At 71.8% G+C, this 26,850-nt stretch carries 27 protein-coding genes; 9 read left to right on the plus strand and 18 right to left on the minus strand.

Annotated elements, in window-relative coordinates; genetic code table 11:
* Positions 1–3: 3 nt before the first annotated feature.
* Entirely contained in the window at positions 4–834 is an 831-nt protein-coding gene (gene map / locus AB6A65_RS08865; RefSeq protein WP_371038012.1) for a type I methionyl aminopeptidase, read from the plus strand.
* Here map and AB6A65_RS08870 read toward each other — a convergent pair.
* Positions 819–1,031, minus strand: coding sequence for a hypothetical protein (locus tag AB6A65_RS08870; protein ID WP_371038013.1), 213 nt, complete (start codon positions 1,029–1,031; stop codon positions 819–821). The two genes, map and AB6A65_RS08870, sit on opposite strands and share 16 nt — an antisense overlap.
* Before the next feature lie 83 nt (positions 1,032–1,114).
* Here AB6A65_RS08870 and AB6A65_RS08875 point away from each other — a divergent pair, with 83 nt between their 5' ends.
* The gene (locus AB6A65_RS08875; RefSeq protein ID WP_371038014.1) at positions 1,115–1,666 is read left to right on the plus strand and encodes an NADPH-dependent FMN reductase; all 552 of its coding nucleotides are present in this window, start codon (positions 1,115–1,117) and stop codon (positions 1,664–1,666) included.
* Here AB6A65_RS08875 and AB6A65_RS08880 read toward each other — a convergent pair.
* Entirely contained in the window at positions 1,663–2,712 is a 1,050-nt protein-coding gene (locus AB6A65_RS08880) for an NAD(P)/FAD-dependent oxidoreductase (RefSeq protein ID WP_371038015.1), read from the minus strand. The genes AB6A65_RS08875 and AB6A65_RS08880 overlap by 4 nt on opposite strands.
* Positions 2,713–2,768: 56 nt before the next feature.
* Here AB6A65_RS08880 and mnmD point away from each other — a divergent pair, with 56 nt between their 5' ends.
* On the plus strand, positions 2,769–3,437 hold the full coding sequence (gene mnmD, locus AB6A65_RS08885; protein WP_371038016.1) for a tRNA (5-methylaminomethyl-2-thiouridine)(34)-methyltransferase MnmD: 669 nt from the start codon (positions 2,769–2,771) through the stop codon (positions 3,435–3,437).
* The gene (locus AB6A65_RS08890; RefSeq protein WP_371038017.1) at positions 3,434–4,300 is read left to right on the plus strand and encodes a DMT family transporter; all 867 of its coding nucleotides are present in this window, start codon (positions 3,434–3,436) and stop codon (positions 4,298–4,300) included. The genes mnmD and AB6A65_RS08890 overlap by 4 nt, the downstream gene beginning before the upstream one ends.
* Positions 4,301–4,302: 2 nt before the next feature.
* Here AB6A65_RS08890 and AB6A65_RS08895 read toward each other — a convergent pair whose 3' ends face one another.
* A complete protein-coding gene (locus tag AB6A65_RS08895; RefSeq protein WP_371038018.1) occupies positions 4,303–6,255 on the minus strand; it encodes a transglycosylase SLT domain-containing protein in 1,953 nt (650 codons plus the stop codon).
* A 108-nt stretch (positions 6,256–6,363) separates the two neighbouring features.
* On the opposite strand from AB6A65_RS08895, the gene dapA reads away from it, so the two are divergent.
* Positions 6,364–7,239, plus strand: a complete 876-nt coding sequence (gene dapA, locus AB6A65_RS08900) for a 4-hydroxy-tetrahydrodipicolinate synthase (RefSeq protein ID WP_371038019.1) — start codon at positions 6,364–6,366, stop codon at positions 7,237–7,239.
* Positions 7,240–7,276: 37 nt separating this feature from the next.
* Here the strand turns inward: dapA and AB6A65_RS08905 are convergent, their stop codons facing one another.
* From AB6A65_RS08905 to AB6A65_RS08935, 7 genes are all read right to left on the minus strand, one after another.
* Positions 7,277–8,593, minus strand: coding sequence for a M16 family metallopeptidase (locus tag AB6A65_RS08905; protein WP_371038020.1), 1,317 nt, complete (start codon positions 8,591–8,593; stop codon positions 7,277–7,279).
* Positions 8,590–9,948 carry a M16 family metallopeptidase gene (locus AB6A65_RS08910; RefSeq protein WP_371038021.1) on the minus strand — a complete coding sequence of 453 codons (1,359 nt, stop codon included), beginning with the start codon at positions 9,946–9,948 and terminating at the stop codon, positions 8,590–8,592. The genes AB6A65_RS08905 and AB6A65_RS08910 overlap by 4 nt, the downstream gene beginning before the upstream one ends.
* Before the next feature lie 89 nt (positions 9,949–10,037).
* Positions 10,038–10,574 (minus strand): DUF3035 domain-containing protein, encoded by a 537-nt coding sequence (locus AB6A65_RS08915; protein WP_371038022.1) that lies wholly within the window; start codon positions 10,572–10,574, stop codon positions 10,038–10,040.
* A 32-nt stretch (positions 10,575–10,606) separates the two neighbouring features.
* Complete coding sequence (gene lspA / locus AB6A65_RS08920; RefSeq protein ID WP_371038023.1) at positions 10,607–11,095, minus strand: signal peptidase II; 489 nt, start codon at positions 11,093–11,095, stop codon at positions 10,607–10,609.
* Positions 11,096–11,125: 30 nt separating this feature from the next.
* Positions 11,126–12,715 (minus strand): bifunctional phosphoribosylaminoimidazolecarboxamide formyltransferase/IMP cyclohydrolase, encoded by a 1,590-nt coding sequence (gene purH, locus AB6A65_RS08925; protein ID WP_371038024.1) that lies wholly within the window; start codon positions 12,713–12,715, stop codon positions 11,126–11,128.
* Between the two features lie 34 nt (positions 12,716–12,749).
* Positions 12,750–14,501, minus strand: a complete 1,752-nt coding sequence (locus AB6A65_RS08930; RefSeq protein WP_371038025.1) for a heparinase II/III family protein — start codon at positions 14,499–14,501, stop codon at positions 12,750–12,752.
* A gap of 105 nt (positions 14,502–14,606) precedes the next feature.
* Positions 14,607–15,908: an RsmB/NOP family class I SAM-dependent RNA methyltransferase gene (locus AB6A65_RS08935; protein WP_371038026.1), complete on the minus strand. Its 1,302-nt coding sequence runs from the start codon at positions 15,906–15,908 to the stop codon at positions 14,607–14,609.
* Between the two features lie 66 nt (positions 15,909–15,974).
* Here AB6A65_RS08935 and AB6A65_RS08940 point away from each other — a divergent pair, with 66 nt between their 5' ends.
* A complete protein-coding gene (locus AB6A65_RS08940; RefSeq protein ID WP_371038027.1) occupies positions 15,975–16,178 on the plus strand; it encodes a DUF1674 domain-containing protein in 204 nt (67 codons plus the stop codon).
* Positions 16,179–16,264: 86 nt separating this feature from the next.
* Entirely contained in the window at positions 16,265–17,260 is a 996-nt protein-coding gene (locus tag AB6A65_RS08945) for a type I glyceraldehyde-3-phosphate dehydrogenase (protein WP_371038028.1), read from the plus strand.
* Positions 17,261–17,266: 6 nt separating this feature from the next.
* Here AB6A65_RS08945 and AB6A65_RS08950 read toward each other — a convergent pair whose 3' ends face one another.
* Together AB6A65_RS08950 and dapB are read right to left on the minus strand one after the other, a co-directional pair.
* Positions 17,267–17,620, minus strand: coding sequence for a dihydrodipicolinate reductase (locus AB6A65_RS08950; RefSeq protein WP_371038029.1), 354 nt, complete (start codon positions 17,618–17,620; stop codon positions 17,267–17,269).
* 52 nt (positions 17,621–17,672) lie between these two features.
* The gene (gene dapB / locus AB6A65_RS08955; protein WP_371038030.1) at positions 17,673–18,500 is read right to left on the minus strand and encodes a 4-hydroxy-tetrahydrodipicolinate reductase; all 828 of its coding nucleotides are present in this window, start codon (positions 18,498–18,500) and stop codon (positions 17,673–17,675) included.
* Between the two features lie 85 nt (positions 18,501–18,585).
* Here dapB and rbfA point away from each other — a divergent pair, with 85 nt between their 5' ends.
* Positions 18,586–18,981 carry a 30S ribosome-binding factor RbfA gene (gene rbfA, locus AB6A65_RS08960; protein WP_371038031.1) on the plus strand — a complete coding sequence of 132 codons (396 nt, stop codon included), beginning with the start codon at positions 18,586–18,588 and terminating at the stop codon, positions 18,979–18,981.
* A complete protein-coding gene (locus tag AB6A65_RS08965) occupies positions 18,978–19,721 on the plus strand; it encodes a phosphodiester glycosidase family protein (protein WP_371038032.1) in 744 nt (247 codons plus the stop codon). Before rbfA ends, AB6A65_RS08965 begins: the two co-directional genes overlap by 4 nt.
* A gap of 115 nt (positions 19,722–19,836) precedes the next feature.
* On the opposite strand, the gene AB6A65_RS08970 is transcribed toward AB6A65_RS08965, so the two are convergent.
* The 6 genes from AB6A65_RS08970 to thiB form a co-directional block, all read right to left on the minus strand.
* Entirely contained in the window at positions 19,837–20,742 is a 906-nt protein-coding gene (locus tag AB6A65_RS08970) for a LysR family transcriptional regulator (RefSeq protein ID WP_371038033.1), read from the minus strand.
* Positions 20,743–20,882: 140 nt separating this feature from the next.
* Positions 20,883–21,569, minus strand: coding sequence for an aspartate/glutamate racemase family protein (locus AB6A65_RS08975; RefSeq protein ID WP_371038034.1), 687 nt, complete (start codon positions 21,567–21,569; stop codon positions 20,883–20,885).
* The gene (locus AB6A65_RS08980) at positions 21,569–23,587 is read right to left on the minus strand and encodes an FAD-dependent oxidoreductase (RefSeq protein ID WP_371038035.1); all 2,019 of its coding nucleotides are present in this window, start codon (positions 23,585–23,587) and stop codon (positions 21,569–21,571) included. Before AB6A65_RS08980 ends, AB6A65_RS08975 begins: the two co-directional genes overlap by 1 nt.
* Positions 23,588–23,668: 81 nt before the next feature.
* Positions 23,669–24,364 carry an ATP-binding cassette domain-containing protein gene (locus AB6A65_RS08985; RefSeq protein WP_371038036.1) on the minus strand — a complete coding sequence of 232 codons (696 nt, stop codon included), beginning with the start codon at positions 24,362–24,364 and terminating at the stop codon, positions 23,669–23,671.
* A complete protein-coding gene (locus AB6A65_RS08990; protein ID WP_371038037.1) occupies positions 24,351–25,892 on the minus strand; it encodes a thiamine/thiamine pyrophosphate ABC transporter permease ThiP in 1,542 nt (513 codons plus the stop codon). The genes AB6A65_RS08985 and AB6A65_RS08990 overlap by 14 nt, the downstream gene beginning before the upstream one ends.
* Positions 25,868–26,848 carry a thiamine ABC transporter substrate binding subunit gene (thiB, locus tag AB6A65_RS08995; RefSeq protein WP_371038038.1) on the minus strand — a complete coding sequence of 327 codons (981 nt, stop codon included), beginning with the start codon at positions 26,846–26,848 and terminating at the stop codon, positions 25,868–25,870. The genes AB6A65_RS08990 and thiB overlap by 25 nt, the downstream gene beginning before the upstream one ends.
* Between the last annotated feature and the right edge of the window lie 2 nt (positions 26,849–26,850).

Here is a 26,850-nt window from a genome sequence, read left to right on the forward strand (position 1 = left end):
CGCATGGAGCGAGACGTGAACCAGACCCATCATGGCCGGCTGACCCGTGACGGCATCCGCATCCACGAGGCGGCGGACTTCGCCGGGATGCGCGCGGCGGGCGCGCTCGCCGCGAAACTGCTCGACGAGGTGATCCCGATGATCGAACCCGGGGTCATGACCGGCGACATCGATGCCTTCATCGAGCGCCGGGTCGGGGAAGAGGGGGCGACCTCCGCCACCATCGGCTACAAGGGCTACCGCCACGCCTCCTGCATCAGCGTGAACCATGTCGTCTGCCACGGCATCCCCGGCGACAAGCGGCTGAAGGACGGCGACATCCTCAACATCGACGTCACCGTCATCCTCGACGGCTGGTTCGGCGACACGAGCCGCATGTTCGTGGCCGGGCGTCCCAGCCGCAAGGCAGAGCGCCTCATCGACGTGACCCACGACGCTCTGTTCGAGGGCATCGCCGCGGTGAAGCCCGGCAATACCTTCGGCGATATCGGCCATGCCATCCAGAGCTTCGTGGAGGGCAACCGCATGTCGGTGGTGCGCGATTTCTGCGGCCACGGCCTCGGGCGCGTCTTTCACGCCCCGCCCAACGTCCTGCACTACGGCCGCCCCGGCACGGGGCCCGTTCTGGAAGAGGGCATGTTCTTCACGATCGAGCCGATGGTGAACCTCGGCCGCCCCGAGACCAAGGTGCTGGCCGATGATTGGACCGCGGTGACCCGCGACAAGTCGCTCTCGGCGCAGTTCGAGCATTCCATCGGTGTGACGGCGGACGGGGCAGAGATCTTCACCCTCTCTCCCGCGGGCCGGTTCCACCCGACCTATTCGCCCGACTGATCCCGCGCGCCGGGGCGCCCCGCGTGCGCCTCCTCGGCCGCTCGCCATTCGCGCAGGAAGACCGGCGTGCCGGCCTGGCTTGCAAGGATGTCGCCCATCAGCAGCGGCCCGGTGACGCGCCTGGGCGGCGCCGGGGCGGCACGTTCGGCCGCTTCGGACGTGAAGGGCACGGGGGCCCACCGCGCGAGTGTCGCCATCTTGCACCTCCATTGCGTGGCTTCGCACTTGCCTCGCCGGCCAGAGTGCCCCAGCTACGTCGCAGGACAAACAGGAGAATTGAATGTCGGACCTCACGCTTCTCGGGCTTTCGGGATCGCTTCGCAAGGGTGCGCTCAACCGCCGGCTCCTCGCAGAGGCGGTAACGCGTTTCCGACCGGCCACCTATCTCGAGGGCGATCTGCGCCTGCCCCTTTACGACGGGGATCTGGAAGAGGCCCGGGGCGTGCCCGAAGAGGTCACGCGCCTGGCCGAGCAGATCCGGACGGCCGACGCGGTCGTGATTTCCTCGCCCGAATACAACAAGGGCATCACCGGCGTGCTGAAGAACGCGCTCGACTGGATCAGCCGGGTCGAGGGACGGGTCCTGGCCGGCAAGCCCACCGCCGTCATCTCGGCCAACGCCGGGCGCACCGGCGGCGAGACCGGGCAATACATGCTTCGGGCCTGCCTCGTGCCGCATGGCGCGCGCGTGCTGACCGGCCCCCCCGTCCTTGTCGCCAATGGCCAGAAGGAATTCGACGATGACGGCCGTCTTGTGACGGAAAGCTACCAGAAGGCGCTTGACGGGCTGATGGCGGCGCTCCGCGAGGAGGCCGAGGCGCGGCGCGGCTAGCCCGCGCCGCCGCGCGGCAGGCTTCGTTCGGGGCGCAGGGCGTCGGGGATCGCGTCCTCCCTGCCCTCGAGCAGGAGGTCCGCCATCGCCTCTGCCGCCTTCGGCGCCATGCCGAAGCCGATCTTGAAACCGCCATTGGCGATGAACTGGCCAGGGCGCGCCGGATGCGGCCCCAGCACGGGCGCCCGGCTGCGTGCGCGCGGGCGCAGACCCGCCCAACGCTCCATCACGCGCGCGCCGTGCAGGACCGGCACGGCGGCCGCGGCGCGTGCGATCACCTCGTCGAGCTGTTCGTCGGTCGAGGCGGGATCCTCGTAGTCCCGCTCGGTGGTGGAGCCGACAGCCACGGTGCCGTCCACATGGGGCACGACGTGAAGCCCCTCCGCGTAGAGCTGTGGACGATCCCGCGCGTCGAAGTTGAGCAGTGCCGCCTGTCCCTTCACACCGGTGCCGAAGCCGCCGCCGATCTCGGCGAGGCCGGCCGCGCCGGTCGCCCGGACCACCCGGCCGGCATCCGCGCCCTCGGCCGTGACCTCGCCGCCGCGCGCGACGATGGCGGCCGCCAGCGCCGCACAGGCGCGGCGCGGATGCAGCCGGGCCGAGAGCGTGTCGCGCACCAGCCAGCCCGTGGGCGACGCGGGCGCCCAGCCGCGGGCCTCCGCCGCCGGGATCACCTCCCAGCCCGCGCGGCCCTGCCAGTGCGCCGCGGCCCCGGCGGCCCGCTCGCGCGCCCGCGCCAGCGCCGCCGCGTCGGCCAAGGGCTGAAGGCGACCCAGCCGGGCATAGCCCGGATCGATGCCGCCGGTGTCGCGGACCTCGGCCCAGAACACCTCGGCCATGAGCAGGCTGTCGAGCTGGAAGGCCTTTAGCTCGTTCCAGCCCTCGGGCGCATGCGGGGCGAGCGCGCCAACCACGCCGCCGCTCGCCCCCGCGCCCGGCCCGCCCGGGTCGATCACGCGCACCCGCGCGCCGCGACGGCAGCACGCCCAGGCCACCGAAAGCCCGAAGATCCCCGCCCCGCGCACCGTCACCTCTGGCGTTGTCATCCGGTCACCCCTTCGCCACTCTCGCCGCGTTCCGGGAAGGCTTAGGGCAAAGGGCGATGAGCGACCAGTACGCGGGGCTGACATGGAAGGAAGGCGTGCCTGTCTCGGGCCGCTTCGACGATCCCTACTACTCCTTCGCCGACGGGCTGGCCGAGGCGCGCCACGTCTTTCTCGCCGGCAACGGGCTGCCCGGTCGCTTCGGCGCGGGGTTCCGCATCGCCGAGCTGGGCTTCGGAACCGGCCTGAACCTGCTGGCCGCGCTCGGTGCGTGGCGGCAAGGCGGCGGGCCCGGCCCGCTCAGCTACACGAGCTTCGAGGCCTTCCCGATGGCGGCGGCCGACATGGTGCGAGCGCAGGCAGCCTTCGGGGAGCTTGCGCCGCTCGCCGCGGAACTCGCGCCTTTCTGGCGGGACGGCGTGCGCCGGATCGCGCTGCCCGACCTGCACTTCACGCTGGTCGTCGGCGACGCGCGCCGCACGCTTCCCGGCTGGACCGGCATGGCGGATGCGTGGTTCCTCGACGGCTTCGCGCCCGCGAGGAACCCCGAGCTGTGGGAGCCGGCGCTTCTGGCCGAGGTCGCCCGCCACACCGCGCCCGGCGGCACGGCGGCCACCTACACCGCCGCGGGGCATGTCCGCCGCACCCTCGCCGCGGCGGGCTTCGAGGTGACCCGCGTGCCCGGGTTCGGCGCCAAGCGGCACATGACGCGAGCGCGGCGGCCGTGATCGAGCAGAACACCCGGCTCGGCATCGCGCTGATGGTGGCGACCACCTTCGTCTTCGCGGTGCAGGACGGAATCTCGCGTCACCTGGCCAGCGAGTACAACGTGCTGATGGTGGTGATGATCCGCTACTGGTTCTTCGCCGCCTTCGTGATCGCGCTGGCCTCGCGCAAGGCCGGGGGCGTGCGCACCGTGGCGCGGACCCGGCAGCCGCGTCTCCAGGCGTTCCGGGGCGCGCTCCTCGCCGTCGAGATCTGCGTGATGGTGCTGGCCTTCACCCTGCTCGGCCTCGTGGAAAGCCATGCCGTCTTCACCTCCTACCCGCTTCTCATCGCGGCGCTCTCCGGGCCCGTCCTGGGCGAGCGGGTGGGCTGGCGGCGCTGGACGGCGATCGGGGTCGGCTTCGTGGGCGTGCTGATCATCCTGAAGCCGGGCTGGGGCGTCTTCGCCCCCGAGGCGGCTGTGCCGCTCCTCGCGGCCTTCCTCTTCGCGCTCTACGGGCTGCTCACGCGCTTTGCGGCGCGCGAGGACAGCGCCGCCACCAGTTTCTTCTGGACGGGCACCGTGGGCGCCGTGGTGATGACGGCCGCAGGCCTCTGGACGTGGGAGCCGATGAGCCGCCCTGACTGGGCGTGGATGGGCACGCTCTGCCTCACCGGCGCGCTCGGCCACTGGCTGCTCATCAAGTGCTACGAGGTGGCCGAGGCGAGCGCGGTGCAGCCCTTCGCCTATCTCCAGCTCGTCTTCGCCAGCGTCATCGGCATCGGCGTCTTCGGCGAGACGGTGGCGCCCAACGTGGCCGTCGGCGCGGCGCTGGTGGTCGCGGCGGGGCTCTTCACGCTCTGGCGTGCGCGGCGGGCCGGCTGATCTCAGCCCCCGAGCAGGGTGCGCCCCTTGAGCTCTTCGGAGAACGGGACAGGGTGCGGGTCGCGGCCGAGGCGCGCGCGGTAGACAGGCAGGCTCTCGGTCACGCGCATGACGTAGTTGCGCGTTTCGGCGAAGGGGATCGCCTCGATCCAGTCCACCACGTCCACGGTGCCGAGGCGCGGATCGCCGTTCTCCCCGATCCAGCGGATCGGGCGCGAGGGCCCCGCGGTGTAGGCCGCCGCCACCAGCACCGGGTTGCCGTCGAAGCGCTCTACCAGTTCGGCCAGGTAGGCGGAGCCGAGCGTGGCGTTGTAGCGCCAGTCCGACAGCACGCGGGCGAGCGAGAACTCGAGCCCGAGTGCGTCCGCCATCTCCCGCGCGGTGCCCGGCATGAGCTGCATGAGCCCGCGCGCCCCCGCGCCCGAGATCACCTCGGGGTCGAATTCGCTTTCGCGCCGCGCGATGGCGAGGGCGAGCTCGGTGGGCACCGGCCAGTCGCCGTCCGCCATCGGGTGCAGCGGGTAGTAGGGCGCCGGGATCGTGAACCCGGCCCGCGCCGCCCGCTTGCCGAGCATCACCGCGACATGGGGCTGGTCGATCTCTGCGAGCATCGCGCCCATGCGGTTGAGATCCGCCTCGTCGAGGCTTTCGGCGAGATGGGTCAGGAAGCGCTCGCCGAGCGAGAGCTCGTCTGCGGCGAGCAGCAGGCGTCCCGCCTCGTAGACCGAGCTTTCGGTGAAGCCGGCGCTCGGCCAGTCGGGGTAGGGCTGTCGCCCGCCGAGCCGCCCGTCGAAGGGGAATCCGCCGCGCTCCGCCGCGAGCAGTCCGTAGAAGCTCGTCTGGTGGTCTGCGGCCGCCGCGTAGGCCGCGCGCGCGCCGGTGGCGTCGCCGGACGCTTCCCGCGCCCGCCCGAGCCAGTAGCCGGCGCGACCAAGGGAAATGGGCGTGCTGACATTGGCGCCGAGGCGCTCGAAATGTTCGGCCGCCCTTTCGCCGTTGCCGAGCTTGAGCGCGGCATAGCCCGAAATCCATTCGAGATCGGCGTAGGCATAGTCGTCGGTGGGGGCGATGTGATGCGCCGAGGCGATACGGTAGGCGAGGATCGCATCGCCCTCCTGCACGGCGTCCCGTGCGAGACGGCGGCGCAGGTCGGCCCAGGCCATGGGCTCGCCCAGCGCCTCCGCCGAGGTCGAAACGCGCAGCAGGAGATCGAGGGCGTCGAGCGTGCGCCCCTTGCGAACGCGCCACGCGAAACGCTCGTAGGCGAGCCCGGGGTGGCTTGCCAGCGATTCGGGAACCCGCGCGATCAGGGCGTCGACCCCGGGCGCCTCGGCCATCAGGGCAAGGCGCGCCTCGGCGAGCGCCCGCCAGGCGTCCGGGACGAGAGGAAGCATGGCCTCCGCATTGCGCTCCCACCCCTTCCAGAGCGTCATGTCGAGGCGCGCCTCGTGGTGCGGGGCGAGAAGATCGCCGTAGCGCTCCAAGAACTCCGCCTGCTCTCCCGCCCCGAGCGGGAGCGTGCGCCACGCAAGCACGATGCCCGCTTGCGCGGCGCCCACGTCGCCCGCCCGCTCGAGCGCGGCGGCCTGGGCGAGCGCGCCCGCTCCGGTCTGCGGAAGGTCTTCGGCGAAGAAGGAGAGGACGGTGGCGTCATCTGCGTCCGCGATGGCCGGCTCGCTCTTGCGCCGCAGCCAGTCGAGGCCCGGCCAGTCCGGTTTGCGCTCGAGGAACGCCATCACCTCCTCGGGCGCGCCCAGCCCGGCGCGCAGGCGGTGCCACGTCACGATATCCTGCGCCACGGGTCCGGCCGCGCGCGCGTCCCGGGCGGCCTCTTCCCAATCGCCGGCGCGCAGCGCGTCCATGGCGCCGGCCACCGCTTCGGGCCCGGCGACAGCCGCGCGCGCCGCCGTGAGGACGATCACGATCACTGCCGCGAGACGCGTGGCCGCTTGCATTTTCCGCTCCGGCAAAGGATAGACACGCGGAAAATAGACCGCGCGCGCCCCTCTCGCCACTCACAAAGCCGGGAATTGGCGGCGCACCGCCAGAAGGACCCGGGTGCCATGTTCCACGGATCGATCCCCGCCCTCGTGACGCCGTTCCGGAACGGAGCGGGCGATCTCGAGACGTTGCGCAATCTCGTGGACTGGCATGTGGCGCCGGGCAGTCACGGGCTCGTGCCCGTCGGCACCACGGGCGAGAGCCCCACGCTGAGCCACGCGGAACACGAAACGGTGGTCGAGGAGGTCGTGCGCGCCGCGCGTGGCCGCATCCCGGTGATCGCGGGGGCGGGCTCCAACAACACCGCAGAGGCGGTGCGCTTCATCCAGCAGGCCGAGAAGGTGGGCGCCGACGCGGCGCGCGTCGTGACGCCCTACTACAACAAGCCCACGCAGGCGGGGCTCGTCGCGCATTTCACGCTTCTGCACGATTGCTGCGAACTTCCGATCATCATCTACAACATCCCCGGCCGCTCGGCCGTGGACATGATGCCCGACACCATGGCGGAACTCGCGAGGCTTCCGCGCATCGTCGGCGTAAAGGATGCCACGGGCGATCTGGACCGGGTCTGCCGCCAGCGCATGCTCTGCGGGGCGGACTTTCTCCAGCTTTCCGGCGAGGACGCGACCGCCCACGGCTTCAACGCACAAGGGGGGCGGGGCTGCATCTCCGTCACCGCCAATGTGGCGCCGCGCCTTTGCGCGGACATGCAGGAGGCGTGCCTCGCCGGCGATTACGGCAAGGCGCTGGAACTCCAGGACCGGCTGATGCCGTTGCACAAGGCGATCTTTGCAGAGCCGGGCCTGGTCGGCGCGAAATACGGGCTTTCCGTGCTGGGCCTCTGCTCGGACGAGGTGCGCACGCCGCTCGTGCCGCTGACCGAGGGCACGAAGGCGCGCGTCGAGGAGGGCATGCGCCACGCGGGGCTCATCAACTGAGCGCCCGCGCGGCCGGCGGCGTGCACTCTCTGCCGGCCTACTGGCCCGGCGTCGTCTCCAGCCCCTCGGGCTGACCGGCCACCACGAAGTGCAGCCGTTCGGGCTTCAGCAGCTCCGCGGCCACGCGGTTCACGTCCTCGAGCGTGATCGCCGCCAGCTGGTCGTTGCGCGTCTGCGGGTAGGTGATCGGCAGACCGTCCATCTGCATGCCCACCAGGATACGGGCGATCGGCCCGTTCCCGTCGAAGCGCAGCGGGTAGGCGCCGGTCAGGTAGGTCCGGGCGGCCTCGAGCTCGGCTTCGGTCACGCCGTCCCGGGCGATGCGCGCCCACTCGCCGCGGATCACCTCGATCGCCTCGGCGATGCGGTCGTTGGCCGACGCCACGCGGCCCATGTAGAGCGCGGCGTGATCCTTCGGCGCGAGATAGCTGTAAACGCCGTAGGTCAGCCCGCGCTTCTCGCGCACCTCCTGCATCAGGCGGCTCTCGAAGCCGCCGCCGCCCAGGATCTGGTTGAGCACGAAGGCGGCGAAGAAATCCTCGTCGTCGCGCGGCAGGCCCTCGTGGCCGAACACGGCGACGGACTGGGGCGTGGCGAATTCGACCACCGAAATGCCGCCGGGCAGCGCCACCGCCACGTCCCCGGGGCGCGCGCCGCCTGTCTCCGGCAGGCCTCCCAGAAGCTCGTCGAGCAGCCCCCCCAACTCCTCCGCGGTGATGTCTCCGGCGGCCGCGACGAAGACGCGGTCGCGGGCAAGCGCGTCGGCATGCGCGGCCACGAGGTCGTCGCGGGTCAGGGCGCCGACGCTCTCGATCGTGCCGTCGGACGCGCGGCCATAGGGATGATCCCCGAAGGCGAGGCGGGCGAACTCGCGGCTCGCGATGGCGCCGGGATCGTTCAGGTCCGACCGGATCGCGGAAAGCGCCTGAGCGCGCACGCGCGCGATCGCGTCCTCGTCGAATCGCGGCTCCATGAGTGAAGCGCGCAGAAGCTCCACCGCCTCGTCGCGCGTCTCGGTCAGGAAGCGCGCCGAGACGGACACCGCGTCGTCGCGGGCGTCGTAGTCGAGATCGGCCGCGATCGTCTCGGTCGCCGCCGCGAAGGCTTGGGCGTCACGCTCCCCCGCGCCCTCTTCGAGAAGCGCGGCCATCAGGCGCACGGCGCCTTCCTTGCCCGGCGCGTCGAGCGAGGTTCCGCCCTGGAACCTCAGCTCCAGCGCGGTGAAGGGGATGTTGTGGTCCTCGACAAGCCAGGCGGTGATGCCGCCGGGGCTCGTGACTTCCTCGATCTCGATCTCGGCGCGCGCGGGCAGCGCGGCGAAAACCGCAAGCGCGAGGGGGGCCAGCCACTTCATTGCATCACCTCCGTGTTCGCAGTCTTGTCGGCCTCGGGAGCCCGGAGCCAGCCGGTGACCGAGCGTTCGGGCACCAGAACGTCGCGCGCCACGGCCATGATCTCTTCCCCGGTGATCGAATCGAGGATCCCGGGCCAGGCCGCGATGTCCTCGAGCGCGAGCCCGCTGGTCAGCGCGCGGCCGTAGCGCTGGGCCACCGACTGCACGTTGTCCTGCTGGTAGATGCGGCTGGCCTTCAGGCCGAACTTGATCCGCTCGAGCGCCTCGGCATCCACGCCCGTCTCTAGGAAGCGGGCGATCTCGGCATCGAGCGCGGCCTCCGCCTCGGCAAGGCCGATGCCTTGGGCCGGCACCACGACCACGCCGAACCGCGTCCGGTCCAGCGAGGTCGCGCCGTAGAAGGCGCTGGTGAACACGGCGACGGGATTGTCGTACTGAAGCGCCGTGGTCAGGACCGAGGTCTGCCCGCCGCCCAGAAGCTCGGACAGCAGCACGAGGGCCGCGGCCTGCCGCTGGTCGCCCGGGTCACGCTCGGGCGCGAGCCAGCTTCGGGTGACGTAGGGTTGCGCCACGCGGGCATCCTCCATCGTCACGCGGCGGGGCGCGCGCTGCGGCGGCTCCTGCGGGCGGGCACGCTCCGTGACCGCGGGGGTTGCCGGGATCGGGCCGTAATGGGCTTCGGCAAGACGCCGCACCTCGTCCGGCGTGACGTCGCCCGCAACGATCAGGATCGCGTTGTTGGGCGCGTAATGCCGGGTGTAGTACGCGTTCAGGTCCTCGCGGCTCAGCGCCTCGATCTCGTGGCGCCATCCGATGATCGGCGCGCCGTAGGGATGGTTGAGGAATTGCGCGGCCGAGGTCTGCTCGCGGAAGAGCGAGCCGGGCTCGTTCTCCACGCGCTGGTTGCGCTCTTCGAGGATGACGCCTCGCTCGGTCTCGACCAGCTCGGGCCGCAGCAGGAGGGTGGCCATGCGGTCGGCCTCCATCTCCATCATCAGTCCCAGACGGTCGGCGGCGACGCGCTGGAAATAGGCGGTGTAGTCGTAGCTCGTGAAGGCGTTGTCGTTGCCGCCGTTCGCCGCCACGCGTTCCGAGAACTCGCCGGGGGCGCGCGTCTCGGTGCCGCGGAACATCATGTGTTCGAGGAAATGCGCAGCCCCCGAGGCGCCCGGCCGCTCGTCGGCGGAGCCGGCGCGATACCAGACCATGTGCACCGCGAGCGGCGCCCGGTGATCCTCGATCACGACGACCTGCATCCCGTTGTCGAGGACGAAGTCGGTGACGTTCTCGGTCGCGAGCGCGGGCCGGGCGATGAATGTGAGGGCAAGGGCGAGGAAAAGCGCGGCACGGCGCATCGGGGCACCTCCTGTCATGGGCACGCTGCTAAGCTACGCGGCGCCCGCGACCGTTCAAGCGTCGTTGACGGGTTTGTGAGGCGGACGCCTCACTGTGGCGGGGCGGATGGCGTGCGCAGGCCGGCGCGGCGGTAGGCCTCGAGCGCGGCGTTCGGGTCGAGCGCCTGCCGGCGATACGCCTGGCGGTACCGGTCGTTGCGGATGAGCTGAAAGGTGAAAAGCCCGAAGCGCTGGCGGTATTCCGCGTCCTCCGCCGCAAGGCGCGCGCGCAGGCCCGCCGGAACGCCGTAGCGCGACGCGTGGGAGACCAGCGCGCCGTCGGGTGCGGGCACCCCGCGCTCCGACAGGGCTGCGGGATCGCCCCCCAGCGCGGCCACCGCGTCGGCATTGGGGGTCAGGTCCACCCGGTTGCGCGCCCCCGGCGTCGGCGTCGGCAGCTCGGCGAAGCTCTGCGGTGTCTCCAGCGGCTTGAACGGCACCACGGCGAACTCTTCGGGGCCTTGCTGAAGGCTGTAGGGAAACTGCCTGAGATCGCGTTCGCCGCGCGCGCCACAGCCCGCGAGCGTCACCGCAACCAGAGCCACGAGCACAAGCCGCGCCCACCGCATCGCACCCTCCTCGATCATCGCCACAGCCTTAGCCCATCCCGCAGCCCGCGTCACGGGGCCTTTTTCGTGTCCCGGCGTCCGTCGCCGCCCGTGAAGAAGACGAGGCCGAGCGCCCCCGCGAAGATCGCGATGTCGGCCACGTTGAAGGCGTAGGGGTTTTCGATGCCGCAACAGGACATGTTGAGGAAATCCGCCACCGCGCCGTAAAGGACCCGATCCACCACGTTGCCGAGCGCACCGCCGACGAGAAGGCCCGCCGAGACGCGCCCGGCGACGCCGGGCGGCTCGCGCCACATCCAGACCGTGACGGCGGCCGTGATCGCCAGCGCGACGACGATCAGGACCCAGCGCGCGGTTTCGGACCCGCCTGCGAAGAGGCCGAAATTGATCCCGGTGTTCCACGCCATGCGCAGGTTCAGGAAGGGCGGCAGCACGTCGATGGCACCCAGCCGCGCCAGCCCGAGCCAGTGGACGACGTAATATTTCAGCGCCTGGTCCAGCACGAAGACCGCCGCCGCCACCTGTATCACCAGCCGCATCGGGGCTCCTTTCGGGACCATGCCGGCCATTCAGTGACGGAAGTGGCGCTGGCCGGTGAAGACCATGGCAAGCCCGGCCTCGTCGGCGGCCGCGATCACCTCGTCGTCGCGCATCGAACCGCCCGGCTGGATGAGCGCGGTCGCCCCGGCCTCCGCCGCGGCCAGCACGCCGTCGGCGAAGGGAAAGAACGCGTCCGAGGCCACGGCCGATCCCTGCGTCGGCAGAGCGGACAGGCCCAGCGTCTCGGCCATGTCGGCGGCCTTTCGCGCGGCGATGCGGGTGCTGTCCACGCGGCTCATCTGCCCCGCGCCGATGCCCACCGTCGCGCCGCCTTTCGCGTAGACGATCGCGTTGGACTTCACGTGCTTGGCCACCGTCCACGCGAAGAGCATGTCGCGCATCTCGCCCTCGCCGGGCGCGCGTTTCGTCACGACCCGCAGATCCTCCTGCCGCACGACCGCGGCGTCGCGGTCCTGCACGCGCCAGCCGCCCGACACCTGCCGCACGGCGAGGCCCGCCTCTGAGGGGTCGGCCAGCCCATGCGCGAGCAGCAGGCGCAGATTGGGCTTCGTCGCGAAAAGATCCCGCGCCGCCTGATCGATGGCGGGCGCGATGACGACCTCGGTGAAAAGCTCGAGAATCGCCTCGGCGGTCCCGGCGTCCAGCCGCGTGTTGAGCGCCACGATGCCGCCGAAGGCGCTGGTGCGGTCGCAGTCGCGCGCGCGCATAAACGCCTCGCGGAGCGTCTCCCCGCGCGCCACGCCGCAGGGGTTCGAGTGCTTCACGATCACGCAGGCGGCCCCGTCGCGCGGCATGAATTCCGCGCAGAGCTCGGCCGCCGCGTCGGTGTCGTTGATGTTGTTGTAGCTGAGTTCCTTGCCCTGAAGCTGCTCGGCGGCGGCCACGCCCGGGCGGTGGGAGCCGTCGCCGTAGAAGGCCGCGCGCTGGTGCGGGTTCTCGCCGTAGCGCAGCGTCTGGGCGAGCCTGCCGGCGAAGACCCGGCGCCGCGGGGCGTCTTCCTCCAGCGCCCCGGCCAGCCAGCCCGACACCGCCGCGTCGTAAGCGCCGGTGCGGCCATAGGCGGTCAGCGCGAGGCGCTGGCGGAACGGATAGCGCGTGGCGCCGTCATTCGCGTCGAGCTCCGCCAGAAGAGCCGGGTAGTCCTCGACGTCCACGACGGTCGCCACATGGGCGTGGTTCTTCGCCGCGGCGCGGATCATCGCCGGGCCGCCGATGTCGATATTCTCGATCGTCTCGTTGTAGCCTGCGCCGCGGGCCACCGTCTCCTCGAACGGGTAGAGGTTGACCACCAGCAGGTCGATGGGCGCGATGTCGTGCTCCTCCATCGCGGCGCGGTGCTCCGGCACGTCGCGCAGCGCGAGAAGCCCGCCATGCACCGCCGGGTGCAGCGTCTTGACGCGCCCGTCCATCATCTCGGCGAAACCGGTGAGGTCGGACACGTCCCGCACGGCAAGCCCCGCCTGCCGCAGCGTCGCCGCGCTGCCGCCGGTGGACACGAGCTCGACGCCCCGTGCCGCGAGCGCCTTTCCGAGCTCCGCGAGGCCCGTCTTGTCGGAGACGGACAGCAGCGCGCGGCGGACGGGAACGAGATCGGGCATGGGCTGGGGGCCTTTCCTGTCGGGAAAACGGGTCTCAGGGTTCGTATTCGGGCATGGCGTGGACCAGGTCGCGGACGGCCGTCGCGGTCTCCTGGGTCTTGGCCACGGACCATCGCACGCGCGTCGCATACTCGAAAGCGCGGCCGGACAAAACGATCTGTTGCGCGGCGCGCGGCCGCAACCGGCCACGCTCGAGGTAGACGCCCCGTTCGAGCGACAGCCGCGCCGCGCCGTCGTGGCGAAACACCCAGATCTCTCCCGAGGGCGCTGCGAGCGAGACCGCGGCCCCCCCCATGTCGAGCTCGGCGTCCACCTCCGGGTGCAGGTGGAACCGGATCTGGTAGGACAGGCCGCGCAGCCTGGCGGCGTCGAGCGCGGCATCGAAGCGTCGCTTGTCGTGGGCTTCGAGCGCGAGCAGCAGATCCTCGCCCGAAAGCCCGCGCCCGTCGAGCGACAGGGCCAGCATCCGCGCATGGGTCACTCCCCAGCCCGGGCGGTACCCGTCATGCGCGCCCTCGAAACGATGCGCCTCGGCGTCCCGGTCGAGGTCCGCCGGGACGTCGGTGGGCGCCGCTTCAAGCATCTCGCGCCGCATGCCCGCCACGAGCACGGGCTTTCCGAGCCGTGCGCTCGACCGGCCTTCGAGGCAAAGCGTGGAATGGGAGGGCGTGGCGCGGCCCGCCCGCCGCCACTCCGCGCCGAAGCTGCCCCCCGCGCCGCAGTTGACGATGACGGGCCGGCGTCCGGAGGTCAGTTCGAAGGCGAGGGTCGAGGCATGGGCGTCGAAAGAGCCGCGGCCCCCGGGCGGGCGGGCCGCGTCCACGATCAGGGTCGTGCGGCCGGCGCGCAGCCGCGCATATCCCATGGCCAGCCCCGCGGGCGGCCTGCGCCGCGCGTCCGTCGCCGCGCGCGCCTGGTCCAGCCGGCCCTCCACCCCCCGCCCGCCACCGTGAAAGCGCGGCAGGCCGCCGTCGGCATGGCGCAGACCGCGCAGCGTCGGGGCCACCCGCGCGATCGCCGAGGCCAGCTCCGGCCCCGGATCGCGGCCCGCGTCGCGCAGCACGGCGACGATCCAGGTGAGAAGCGTCAGCACCTCCATCAGCTCTTCGGGGTTGCGCGTGGGAATCGCGCCGCCCGCGTCGATCTCGTCGCGGCAACCCCTCTCGAGCGCGGCGAGGCCGGCGTCGAGCCGGTGCTCCAGCCCCTCCAGCATGAGCCCGGCCAGAACGACGCCCGACACGGCCTCGAAACGCTCCAGCCCGGGCGGGGCGGCGCGCCAGCGCCGGGCGGCGAAGGCGGCCTGCACGGCGAGGGCGCGAAAGAACGCCGCCTGCGTCGCCGCGTCCCGCCCCATCGTCAGGAAGAGCGCGTGCTCTATCCAGCGCGTGAGGCGCCGCCCCGCGAGGTCCGCCGTCCATCCCGGGCCGCGCCCGGCCCCGTAGCGCCCGATCCAGTCCCAGAGCCAGTCCTGCGCCAGCGAGCGCGCCGGGGCGGTGCCGACCGCGGCCAGGTCATCGAGCCAGCCGAACCCGTGCAACTCGGCCGTGAAGGCGGGGTCGGGGGGCGCGATGCCCCAGGGCCGGGTGCCGGGCGGCGTTTCGACGAGATGGCCCGCGAACATCAGGTTCCCCGCGAGAAGCTGCCGCCCGCGCGCGACAAGCCCGAAGGTGCGCGGCTCGGGCGGGGTGCGGAACCCCGTGGCCGGCCGTGCCCGGGCCGCGCGCCACGCCGCCCAGCCGTCCAGAAGGCGCGCGCTGCGCGCCGGCCAGCCCTGCCCGTCTGCCATTCCGATCTGCCCCGGTTCCGCGCCTCTCGGGCGTGCGCGATCGCGCGCAGTATAGGCGCGTGGAAAGGCCAAGTCACCTTCGGCGACGCGCAAGGCGCGTGCCTGTCAGGCGCGGCGCAGCACTGCCATGTAGAACCCGTCCATGCCGCCCGACGCCGCCCAGTAGTCGGGGCGCAGACGCAGCCCGCCCTCGGCGCTTCGCCAGGCCGGGTCGAGGACCGGGCGATCCAGCGCCGCCCGGTCCGCGACCAGCCCGGGATGACGGGCGAGGGCCGCGGTGACCTGCCCCTCGCCCTCTTCGGGCAGAAGCGAACAGGTGCAGAAGACGAGGCGCCCCCCGGGGGCGAGCCGGGTCAGGGCGTGATCCAGCATCTCGGCCTGAAGCGCGACGAGCGCGTCGATGCCCGAGCCGTCCCGCACATGGGGCAGGTCGGGATGGCGGCGGATCGTGCCCGTGGCCGAACAGGGCGCGTCCAGAAGCACCGCGTCGTAGGGTCCGCCGGCGTGGGCGCGCGCGTCTTCGGCGCAGAGCGTGGCCGACAGACCGGTACGCGCGAGGTTGCTGGCCACCCGCGCGAGGCGCTCTGGCGACATGTCGACCGCGGTCACCTCGGCCCCGGCCGCGGCAAGCTGAAGCGCCTTGCCCCCCGGCGCGGCGCAGAGGTCCAGCACCCGCTCGCCGGGCCGGGGCGCGAGAAGGCGGACCGGCAGCGCGGCCGCCGCGTCCTGAACCCACCAGTCGCCTTCCGCGTAGCCGGGCAGGGCCGAGACCCGGGCGTTGCCCGACACCCGCACCGAGCCGGTGGGCAGCAGCTCCGCGGCGAGCCGCGCGGCCAGATCGCGCGGATCGCCCCGCGCCGTCAGGTCGAGCGGCGCGCCGGCGAGATGCGCGGCCTCCATCGCCGCCACCGCGTCGGCGCCCCATGCGTCCAGAAGCGGATCGCGAAGCCATGCCGGCAGCTCGGGCACGGGCAGCGCGTCCCAGCGGCCCGGCGCCTCGGTCGCCATCTTGCGCAGCACGGCGTTCACCATCCCGCGTGCGGGCGCGGCCTTGCGGCCCAGCGTGCCCACGATCGTCACCCAGTCGTTCACCGCGCCATGCGCGGCCGCCCCCCTGGCAAGTTCCGTCGTGCCGAGCCGAAGCGCGTTGCGCACGATCCGGGGCGGCGCGCGGCGCAGATGCGGCGCAAGCAGCGCGTCGGCCCGGGCAAGCCCGCGCAGCGTGTCGCGGGCGAGACGAAGCGCACGCGCGCGATCGGGCGGCGCAAGCTGCGCGATGCGGCCATCGGCCTCGGACAGCGTCTGCGCCTCGCCGGTCACGGCGTCGAGCAGCGCGAGCGCGCCGCGCCGGGCGGCGCGTCCGTGCCCCGGATCGGGCGCGACGGGATCGGGCGCGGTGGCTGTCATGGGGGCCTCGGCTTGGCGGTGGCGAAGGCGCGGTCTATATCAGCGGCGAGACCGCGAGGGAAGAAGATGGCCGACGACACGCCCGAAACAACCGCAGACCACGCGCGGCGCGACCTTCCGCCCGCCGCGCAGCGCGCCCTGGCCGAGGCCGAGGAGCGCCGCCGAAAGGCGAAATCCCTGGAGCTTCCGCCCGAGCTCGGGGGCCGCGACGGCCCCGAGCCCGTGCGCTACGGCGACTGGGAGCGCAAGGGGCTGGCGATCGACTTCTGAAACGTCCAGCCCGGCGCGTGCAGGGCTGGGCGCGCGCGCGCCGCTCTGATAGCGAGCGTTTCGACGACGCGGCGAGGATGACGGAAATGACAGGCAGACCCGTTCGGGTAGCGATCAACGGCTTCGGGCGCATCGGGCGCACGCTCATGCGCCTGATCTTGTCGGAGGCGCGCGACATCGAGCTTGTCCTGGTGAACGACATCGCCGAGCCCGATCTCATGGCCTATCTTTTCGGGTATGACAGCGTCTTCGGGCCGTGGCCCGAGCCGGTGACGGCCCGCAACGGCGCCTTGCAGGCCGGCCGCCACAGCATTCCGCTGCACCAGGCGGAGGATCTGCGCGCGCTCGACCTGTCCGGCGTCGACGTGGTGCTGGAATGCACCGGGCTTGCCACATCCCGGCCCGTGGCCGAGGCGGGCCTCGATGCCGGGGCGCGGCGGGTGCTGATCTCGGGTCCGTCGCCCGCGGCGGACGTCACGCTCGTGCTGGGTGCCAACGACGAGCGGCTGGCCGGGCAGCCCGTCGTCTCCAACGCGTCCTGCACGACGAACGCGCTCGCCCCGCTGCTGCGACTCCTAGACGCCAGCTGGGGCGTGGAGAGCGGGCAGATGACCACGGTGCATTGCTACACGGGCAGCCAGCCCACCGTGGACAAGCCCCGCGGCACGCCGGAACGCTCGCGCGCCGCCGCGCTGTCGATGGTCCCCACCACGACAAGCGCGGGCGCGCTCATCGGCGAGGTGCTGCCATCCCTCCGGGGCCGGGTGGAGGCGCGGGCGCTGCGTGTGCCCACGGCGAGCGTCTCGTCCATCGACCTGACGGTAAGACTGAGACGTCCGGCCCCGCCCGAGGACGTCAACGCGGCGCTGCGGGATGCGGCCGAAGGCTCAGATGTCTTCGGCTGGATCGAGGTGCCACTCGTCTCCACCGACCTGCGCGGACGGTGCGAGTCCATCATCATGAGCGGGCCGGGCACGTCCGTCGCCGGCGATCTGACCCGGCTTTTCGGGTGGTACGACAACGAGTGGGGCTTCTCTTGCCGGATGCTGGACATGGCACGCCGGATGGCGGCCGAGGGGTGACGACCCTCAGCGAACGCGGAAATCCGCGTGGTCGCCCTGCCCCTGATCGGCGGTGAAGCGTACGGTGTTTCCGCTCATCTCGACGGTCTGGCAATTGTAGCCCAGGTCCCGTTCGCCCCAGTAGAGGTCGCGGCAGAACAACCCGCTCTGCCATTTCCAGGCGCCCCTGACCTCGCGCAGCGCGCCGGTGCCGCGGATGGCGCCGTCGGGCTCGACCTGGAGGCGGACGAGCGGGCGGGTGAGTTCCTTGCCCACGACGAGGTCCATGAACTGGGACCGGTCGGTGATCTGCGCGAAATCCGCCCGGACCGGAAGCGTCCCGAGGACGAGCGCGAGCGTGGCTGCAACAAGTATACGCATGGTCGGCATCCTCTTCGTTTGAAGGGGATTACGGTGTTACAGCCGGGCCGGATCAGTCTTTGCGTTCCTCCGCGAGGCCCAGCACGTCGATCATGTCGTATTCGCCCGGCCCCTTGTCCAGACCCCAGAGCGCCGCGCGAAGCGCGCCCCGCGCGAACACGGACCGGTCGCTGGCCACGTGGCGCAGCGAGACGCGCTCGCCTTCGCCGGCGAAGATCACCTCGTGCTCGCCCACGATGTCCCCGCCGCGCACGGCGTGAAACCCGATGGCCCCGCGCCTGCGCGCACCGGTCATCCCGTCGCGGGCACGGTCCGCCACCTCCGACACGGCGACCCCGCGGCCCTCTGCCGCCGCCGCGCCCAGCATCAGCGCGGTGCCCGAGGGCGCGTCGGCCTTGTGGCGGTGGTGCGCCTCGACGATCTCGATGTCGTAATCGTCGTCGAGCGCCTCCGCGACCTTGCGGGCCAGCAGCGTCAGAAGATTGACGCCAAGGCTCATGTTGCCGGCACGCACCATCGTCGCGTGGCGCGCCGCGGCGCGCAGTTTCGCGAGATGCGCGTCGTCGAATCCGGTGGTCCCGACCACGTGAACGAGGCGCGCCTGCGCGGCGATCTCGGCGAAGGCGACAGTGGCGTCGGGGCTGGTGAAATCGAGAACCGCGCGCGCGGACGCGAAGGCCTCCAGCGGATCCTCGCTCACCGTGACGCCGAGGGGCGCACCGCCCATCGCCTCGCCCAGGTCGCACCCGATCCAGGGGTGTCCCGGCCGTTCCACCGCGCCGGACAGGCGCGCGCGCTCCGAGTCGCGCACCGTTTGAACCAGCATCCGTCCCATGCGCCCCGAGGCGCCTGTCACCACGATCCCCGGCAGATCGGCCATCCCGTATTCCTCCCGACAAGGCGCGGCCTCCTTAGCGCCTCCGGCACCGCTTGGCAAAGCCCGCGGGAGGGCATATCTGTCGGCCATGTCGCGATCCCGCAATCATGCCGAACAGGGCCCCAGCCAGCGCCAGCTTCGCGTCGGGGAACTGATCCGGCGCACCCTTTCCGACGTTCTGAACCGTGGCGATATCCACGACCCGGAGCTCAACCGGCTGTCGCTGACCGTCGCGGAGGTGCGGGCTTCGCCCGACCTGAAGGTGGCGACCGTCTACGTCATGCCGCTTGGCGGGCGCGGACAGGAAGACGCCATCGCGCTTCTGGACCGCAACCGTGGCGAATTGCGGCGCGCCGTGTCGCGCGAGCTCACGCTGAAATACGCGCCGGAGCTGCGCTTCGTGATCGACGAGACATTCGACAGGATGGACGAGACGCGGCGCCTTTTCGAGCAGCCCTCGGTGCGGCGGGATCTGGAAGAGTGATCCGCGGCCTTGCCGCGCTCGCCTTTACGCTGGCTCTCGCCGGCGGGGCACACGGCGTGGAATGCCGGGATCTGACGCATGACGGCATCCCCTACACGGTCTGCGAGGTGGATCCGGCGCGGGAAGAGCTGAGGCTCTTTCACGCCGGCGCGGATGGCGTGCCCTACGGGCATTTCTCGACGCTGGAGCGTGCGCTGGGCGCGCGCGGACGGCATCTCGCCTTCGCCATGAACGCGGGCATGTATCACCAGGACCGCGCGCCCGTCGGCCTTTACGTCGAGGACGGCGAGCAGACGATGTCTCTCGTCACATCGGCCGGACCGGGCAATTTCGGGCTTCTGCCGAACGGCGTTCTGTGCATAGAGGCCGCACGCGCGCGGGTGATCGAGACCCGGCGCTTCGCCGAGACCGGGCCGGAGTGTCGCCACGCCACGCAATCGGGCCCCATGCTGGTGATTGACGGCGCGCTGCACCCCAGGTTTCTCGCCGACAGCACGTCGCGCTTCATGCGCAACGGCGTCGGCGCGACCGAGGCGGGAGACCGCGTCGTCTTCGCCATCTCGGGGCGCCCCGTCACCTTTCACGAGTTCGGGCGGCTCTTCCGAGACCGCCTGGGCCTGCCCCAGGCGCTTTACCTCGACGGCAACGTCTCGCGCCTGTACGCCCCCGGGCTTGGTCGCTCCGACCTTGGAAGATGGATGGGTCCGATCGTGGCCGTCGTGGAGCCGGCCGCCGATTGAGCGGGCGCGGCCCGCCGCCCTCGTATCGAATCTGCGGCCGCTGCCCCGGAGCGCCTCGCACGCGAGCCGATGCGGCAGCCCCGCCGCGCGCCCGGCTGCGGGCGCGGCGGCGCGCTTACCACGTCGTCGGACCCTTTTCCGCGAACTGGTGGACGAGGAAATCGATGAAGGCGCGCACCTTGGGCTGGGTGAAGCGGCCCGGCGGGTAGACGGCGTAGATGCCGTGGGATTCCACCGGCAGATCGGGGATCGCGTCCTCGACCAGCCCCTGCGCCATCGCGTCGGCATAAAGATAGGACGGCAGGTAGGCGATCCCGAGCCCGGCGATGCAGGCGTTCAGAAGCGACTGCCCGTCATTCACCGAAAGCCAGCCCGCGGTGCGCACCTGGCGCTTTTCGCCCGAGGGTGCGGTCACGCGCCAGACACTGCCCGAGGACTGGCTCGAATAGTGCAGGAGCTTGTGCTCGTTCAGGTCGTCGATCCGCTGCGGGCGTCCGAATTTCTGGAAGTAGGACGGCGAGCCGATCATGCGCTTGGTCGTTTCCGTGAGCTTGCGCGCCCGCAGGCTCGAGTCTTCCAGTTCGCCGATCCGCACCGCCATGTCGAAGCCTTCGGAAATCAGCTCCACGTAGCGGTTGCTCAGAACCATGTTGACCGTGATGTCGGGAAATTCCTGAAGGAAGTCCCCGAGCACGGGAGAGAGATGGTTCACACCGAAATCGGTGGCCACCGAGACCCGCAGCAGCCCCGACGGGGCCGACTGCATCGAGGTCACCAGCGCGTCGGCCTCGCCGGCGTCGTTGAGCACGCGCCGCGCGCGGTCATAGTAGACAAGCCCGATCTCCGTCGGGCTGACCCGGCGCGTCGTGCGGTTGAGAAGACGCGCCCCCAGACGCGCTTCCAGCGACGAAACATGCTTGGAGACGGCGGATTTAGAAATCCCCAGCTTCTTCGCCGCGTCCGTGAACCCCCCCTGGTCCACGACGGTGGCGAACGCCTCCATTTCCGTGAGCCGATCCATACGATTTACCCTTTCAACACTATATTTGGCAGCAGGGTCGGGTATCGGTGGAAAATCCGGCGGTTTTTGGACTCTGGGCCGACAATACGGCGGTTTGAGTGTGCCAGTTCAACGGTAGGAAACGATCAAACCTGCGACATTCAACTCAGAGGTGTAATCGCCGCCTCGAGGATCGCATCGGCATGAAGCGCGGTCGTGTCGAAAAGGGGAAGGTCCGTGTCGCCCGGGCCGATCAGCAGGCCGATCTCGGTGCAGCCCAGGATGACCCCGTCCGCGCCCGCCCGGGCGGCGTCTTCGATGGCGGCCACGTAGCGCGCCCGGGACCCGGGGCGCACTTGGCCGCGGCAAAGCTCCTCGTAGATCACGCTGTGCACCTCCGAGCGCGCGGGCTCGGGCGGGATCGCGGTTTCGACCCCAAGCTCGGTGAGGCGGCCGCGGTAGAAATCCTGCTCCATCGTGTAGCGCGTGGCCAGAAGGAGCGGCCGTTTGCAGCCCGCATGGCGCACCGCCGCGGCCGTGGCGTCGGCGATATGGACGAGCGGCACGCGCACCGCGCCGGCTACCTCGCCCGCGACCTTGTGCATGGTGTTGGTGCAGCCCGCCCCGGCCGCCTCCAGGCGCCGCGCGATCGCGGCGAGCTCCTCTCCCGCCCGCGCCCAGTCGCCGTCGGCCTGCATCCGCTCGATCCGGGCGAAATCCACGGACCAGAGGAGGATCTCCGCCGAGTGCAGGCCGCCGAACCGCTCGCGCGCGCGCTCGTTCGGGAGGCGGTAATAGACCGCCGTGCTTTCCCAGCTCATCCCGCCGATGAGACCTATGGGCCGCATCAGAGCGCCGCCGCGAGCCGCGTGCCCTGGTCGATGGCGCGCTTGGCGTCGAGTTCCGCGGCCACGTCCGCGCCGCCGATCACATGCGCGCGAACGCCCGATGCCTCGAGCGCCTCGGCAAGGGCGCGCTCGCTCTCCTGCCCGGCGCAAAGAACGATGGTGTCGGCCTCGATGCGGGTGGGCCGCTCGCGCGCCTCCCCGAAGGAGACATGCAGGCCGCCCGCGTCGATGCCCTCGTAGTTGACGCCCGAGAGCATCTCGACGCCCTTCATCCTGAGGCTCGCGCGGTGAATCCAGCCCGTCGTCTTGCCGAGGCGGCGGCCCGGCTTTTCCGCCTTGCGCTGCAGCAGCGTGACCTTCCGCGCCGCGGGGTGCGGATGCGGCTCGGCCAGGCCGCCGCGGCGGTCCTCCGGGTCGCCGACGCCCCATTCCTCGCGCCAGAGGGCAAGGTTCTCGGTGGGGCTTTCACCCGCGTGGACGAGGAACTCGGCGACGTCGAAGCCGATGCCGCCCGCGCCCACGACAGCCACGCGCGGCCCGACCTCGGCGCCGCGCAACACCTCGGCGTAGCCCAGCACGTTGGGCCCGTCCTGTCCCGGGATGCCCGGATCGCGGGGATTGACCCCGGTGGCCACGATCACCTCGTCGAAGGCGGCGAGATCGGCCGCCGTCGCCGCCTTGCCCAGCCGAAGCGCGACGCCGTGCACGTCGAGCATCCGCGCATACCAGTCCACGAGGCCGTGGAACTCTTCCTTGCCGGGGATCACCCGCGCCAGGTTGAGCTGCCCGCCGATCACCGCGTCCCGCTCGAACAGCGTGACATCGTGGCCCCGCTCCGCCGCGGTGATCGCCGCGGAGAGCCCCGCGGGCCCGGCGCCCACGACCGCGACGCGCTTCGGGGCTGCGGCGGGCGCGATCACCAGCTCGGTCTCGTGGCAAGCGCGCGGGTTCACGAGGCAGGAGGAGACCTTGAGGCTGAAGGTGTGGTCGAGGCAGGCTTGGTTGCAGGCGATGCAGGGCGCGATCTCGTCGGCGCGCCCCTCGGCGGACTTCTTCACGAAATGCGCGTCCGCGAGGAAGGGCCGGGCCATGCTCACCAAATCGGCGCAGCCTTCGGCCAGCACCTTCTCGGCCACCTCCGGCGTGTTGATCCGGTTCGACGTCACCAGCGGCACGCCGACCTTGCCCATGAGCTTCTTCGTCACCCAGGCGAAACCGGCGCGCGGCACCGAGGTGGCGATGGTGGGCACCCGAGCCTCGTGCCAGCCGATGCCGGTGTTGATGATGTCGGCGCCGGCCTCCTCCACCGCGCGGGCGAGTTCGACCACCTCCTCGTGGGTGGAGCCCTCGGGCACGAGGTCGATCATCGAGAGCCGGTAGATCACGATGAAGTCGCGCCCCACGGCCGCGCGCACGCGGCGCAGGATCTCCACCGGCAGGCGCATCCGGTTCTCGTAGGGCCCGCCCCAGCGATCGGTGCGCTTGTTGGTGTGGGTGACGAGGAACTGGTTGATGAAATAGCCCTCGCTTCCCATGATCTCGACGCCGTCGTAGCCCGCCTCCCGCGCCCGCGCGGCGGTGGCGGCGAAGTCGGCGATCTGCTTCTCGATGCCCGCCTCGTCGAGCTCGCGCGGGACGAAGGGAGAGATGGGCGACTTGATCGCGCTCGGCGCCACGCAGTCCTTGCCGTAGGCGTAGCGGCCGGCATGCAGGATCTGCATCGCGATCCGGCCGCCCGCCTCGTGGACGCCCTCGGTCACGATCCGGTGGTGGGCCACGTCCTCGTCGCTGGCCAGCGCCGAGGCGCCGGGAAAGACCGCGCCCTCCGGGTTGGGGGCGATGCCGCCCGTCACCATGAGGCCCACGCCCCCGCGGGCCCGCTCGGCGTAGAACTCCGCGATACGGTTCCAGTCGCCGAGCTCCTCGAGGTTGGTGTGCATGGAGCCCATGAGCACCCGGTTGGGAAGCTGCGTGAAGCCCAGGTCCAGCGGTTCCAGAAGTCTCGGATAGGCGGTCATCGGCGGGTCCTCCTCACACGGGGTCAACCTGCCTCCGGGCGCGGGGGATGTCACCCGAGAACGCGGCGTCACGCCGCCCCCTCAGTCCCCGAGATAGGCCCGCAGCGCGGGCGGCGGCGCGGCGAGGATCTCCGCCGTGGGCACCGGCGCGGCGGCCCGGCCCTCCGCGACCAGCAGGATGTCGTCCGCGATGCGACGGGCGTCCGCGGGGGCGTGGCTGACCAGAAGGACGGTCGCGCCGGTTTCCTCCGCGATCTCGCGGACGAGGTCGAGCATTCCGCCGCGCAGGGCGGGGCCGAGCGCGGAAAAGGGCTCGTCCAGCAGCAGAAGCGGCTTCGATTGCAAGAGCGCCCGGGCCAGCGCCACGCGCCCCTGCTGGCCGCCCGAAAGCTGCGCCGGGCGCCGTTCGCCGAGCCCGGAAAGGCCCACCCGGTCGAGCGCCCGTTCCACCTCCGCGGCCTCGGCTCGCGAGAGCCGCGCCCGCGGCGTGAGGGCAAGCGCCACGTTCTGGGCGGCCGTGAGATGGGGAAAGAGATTCGCCTCCTGGAAGAGCATGGCGACGGGCCGCCGGGCCGGGGGCAGGCCGGTGATGTCGCGCCCGTCCCAGAGCACGCGCCCGGCGCTCGGCGGGAAGAACCCCGCGATCACGTTGAGCAGGGTGGACTTGCCCGCGCCGGAAGGGCCGATCACGCCCACGATGCGGCCCACCGGGACGGTAAGATCCGCCTCCAGCCGGAACGTGTCCTGCGTGACGACAAGCCGCTCAAGCGCGAGCATCGATACGCCCCCCGCGGTCGAAGGCCCAGAAGAGCGCGAGGCTGAGCAGCAGCAAAAGAAGCGCGGCGCCGGCCGCGTCCGACGTGCGGTAGGCCCCCATGAGCCGATACATCTGCAAGGGCAGCGTCGCGCGCTCCGGGTCGGCGAAGAGCGCGATCACGCCGAGATCCCCCATGGAGAGCGCCGCGGCGAGCCCCGCCGCGAAACCGAGCGGGCGGCGCAGCCGAGGCAGCGCGACCCGCGTCCAGAACCGCCGCCCGGTCAGGCCGAGCGACAGGCAGAGGCGGCCGTAATCGGCCCGCACCGCCTCGAGCTCGGGGCGGATCGCGCGCAGCGCGAAGGGCAGCGCCATCAGCGCGTTGACGAGGGCGGTCACCGGAAGCGCCGCGTCGCCCGGCGCGGCCACGGGTCGGAGGATCAGGAAAAGGCCGGTCCCGAGCACGAGCGGCGAGACGGCGATGGCGAGCACCGCCAGCAACTCGCCCCGCCGGCTCGCCAGCGCGAGGGCGAGCGCGATGGCGAGCGCGGTGGAGACGAGCGCGACGGCGACAGAGCGCCCCGCCGCCGTCCACACGCTGCCCGGCAGCCGCGCCAGCCCCGGCACCCCGTCGATCACGATCATGGCGAGCGGCACCAGCAGGAAACCGGCGGCCGCCCCGATCCACAGCGCGTCCTGCACCCGCAGACCCGGGCGGTCGGCGTCCCAGCGCGGCACCACCCGGTCCAGCCCGGCGCCCATGGCCGGCGGCAGGGCGAGGCGCGCGGCGAGCATCGCCGCGCCGCCCGCGAGCGCCAGCTGGACGAGCGCGAGGGCCGCCGCCTTGCCGAGATCGAACTCGAAGCGGAACGCCTGGTAGATGGCGAGTTCCACGGTGGTGGCCGCCGGCCCGCCCCCGAGGATCAGCGCCACGGCGAAGCTGGACAGGCAGATGACGAAGATCACCACCGCCACGCCGGGCAGCACGCGCACCAGCATGGGAAGCTCGAGCAGGCGGAACACAGTCCCCGGCGGCAGGGCGAGCGCGGCGGCGAGGCGGAACCGCTCGCCCGGGATGGCGAGCCAGCCCTGAAGCAGAAGCCGCGTGGCCAGCGGCAGGTTGAAGAAGACATGGGCGAGCACCACGCCGTGCAGGCCGTAGATCGACAGCGGCTCCTGCCCCGCGAGGTCCAGCAGGTTGCTGGCGATGCCGTTGCGCCCGAACACGGCGAGAAGCCCGAAGACGGCCACCACCACCGGCAGGATGAAGGGCGCGCCCAGCAGCGTGACGAGCGCGCCGCGCCCCGGGAACCGGCGGCGCGCCAGCGCCCGCGCCACGGGCACGGCGAGCGCGGCCGACAGAAGCGCCGAGAGCGCGGCCTGGGTGAGCGAGAAACGCACCGCGGCCCAGTCGCCCGGGCCGAGCCGCCCCGCCGCGCCAGCGGTCCAGATCACCGCGATCACGGGGGCGAGGACGAGCGCGGCGACGAAAAGCGCCGCGCCCGCCGCCGCCCAGGGCGGCGCGCCTAGCGCGCCAGCGCCGCGCGCCATTCCTCGAGCGCCGGGCCGCGAAGCGCCGCGGCCTCCGCCGGCGGCAGCAGAAGGGCCGTCTCGGGCGCGATCAGCGTCTCGAAGCCCTCGGGCAGACCCTCGGGCGGGATGACCGCCGGGTACATCCAGTTCGTGGTCGGGATCACGGACTGGAAGCCGGGACCGGTCATGAACTCGAGGAACTGCCGGGCGAGGTCGGGCTGCTCGGTGCCGGCGAGCATGCCCGCCACCTCGACCTGCATGTAGTGCCCCTCCTCGAAGGGCGCGGCGGCCTTGGAGGGATCGTCCTCGGCGATCAGGTGATAGGCCGGGGAGGTGGTGTAGGAGAGGACCATGTCCGCCTCGCCGTCGAGGAAGAGCCCGTAGGCCTCCGACCAGCCGGGCGTGACGGTGACCACGTTGTCGGAGAGCCCTTCCCAGATCGTGCCCGCCTCGTCGCCATAGGCCGCCTTCACCCACATCAGAAGCCCGAGGCCGGGCGTGGAGGAGCGCGGATCCTGGATCAGGATGTCGAGATCGCTTTCCGCCAGCGCGCGGAAAGAGGTCGGCGCGTCGAGGCCCGCCTCGTGGACGAAGGCGAAATAGCCCCAGTCGAAGGGCAGGAAATGCGGATCGTCCCACGCCACCGGCAGGTCGAATTCCGCCGCGATCCCGTGCTCGGCGAAAAGTCCCGTCTCGCGGGCGGCATGGGTCAGGTTCGTGTCGAGTCCCAGCACCACGTCGGCCTGCGTCCTCTCGCCCTCGAGCCGCAGCCGGGACAGGAGCGCGGCGCCGTCGCCCGCGCCCACGAAGCGCAGGTCGCAGCCGCAAACCTCCTCGAAGGCCGTCTCGATCTGCGGGCCGGGGCCCCAGTCGGAGACGAAGCTGTCATAGGTGTAGACGGTGAGTTCGGGGGTCTGGCCCGCCGCGCCCGTGGCGGCGGCGACGAGACCCGTGGCAATCATCGAAGCGCGCATCG

The organism is Rhodosalinus sp. FB01 (assembly GCF_041365715.1).
In the GTDB taxonomy this organism is placed as follows: domain Bacteria; phylum Pseudomonadota; class Alphaproteobacteria; order Rhodobacterales; family Rhodobacteraceae; genus Rhodosalinus.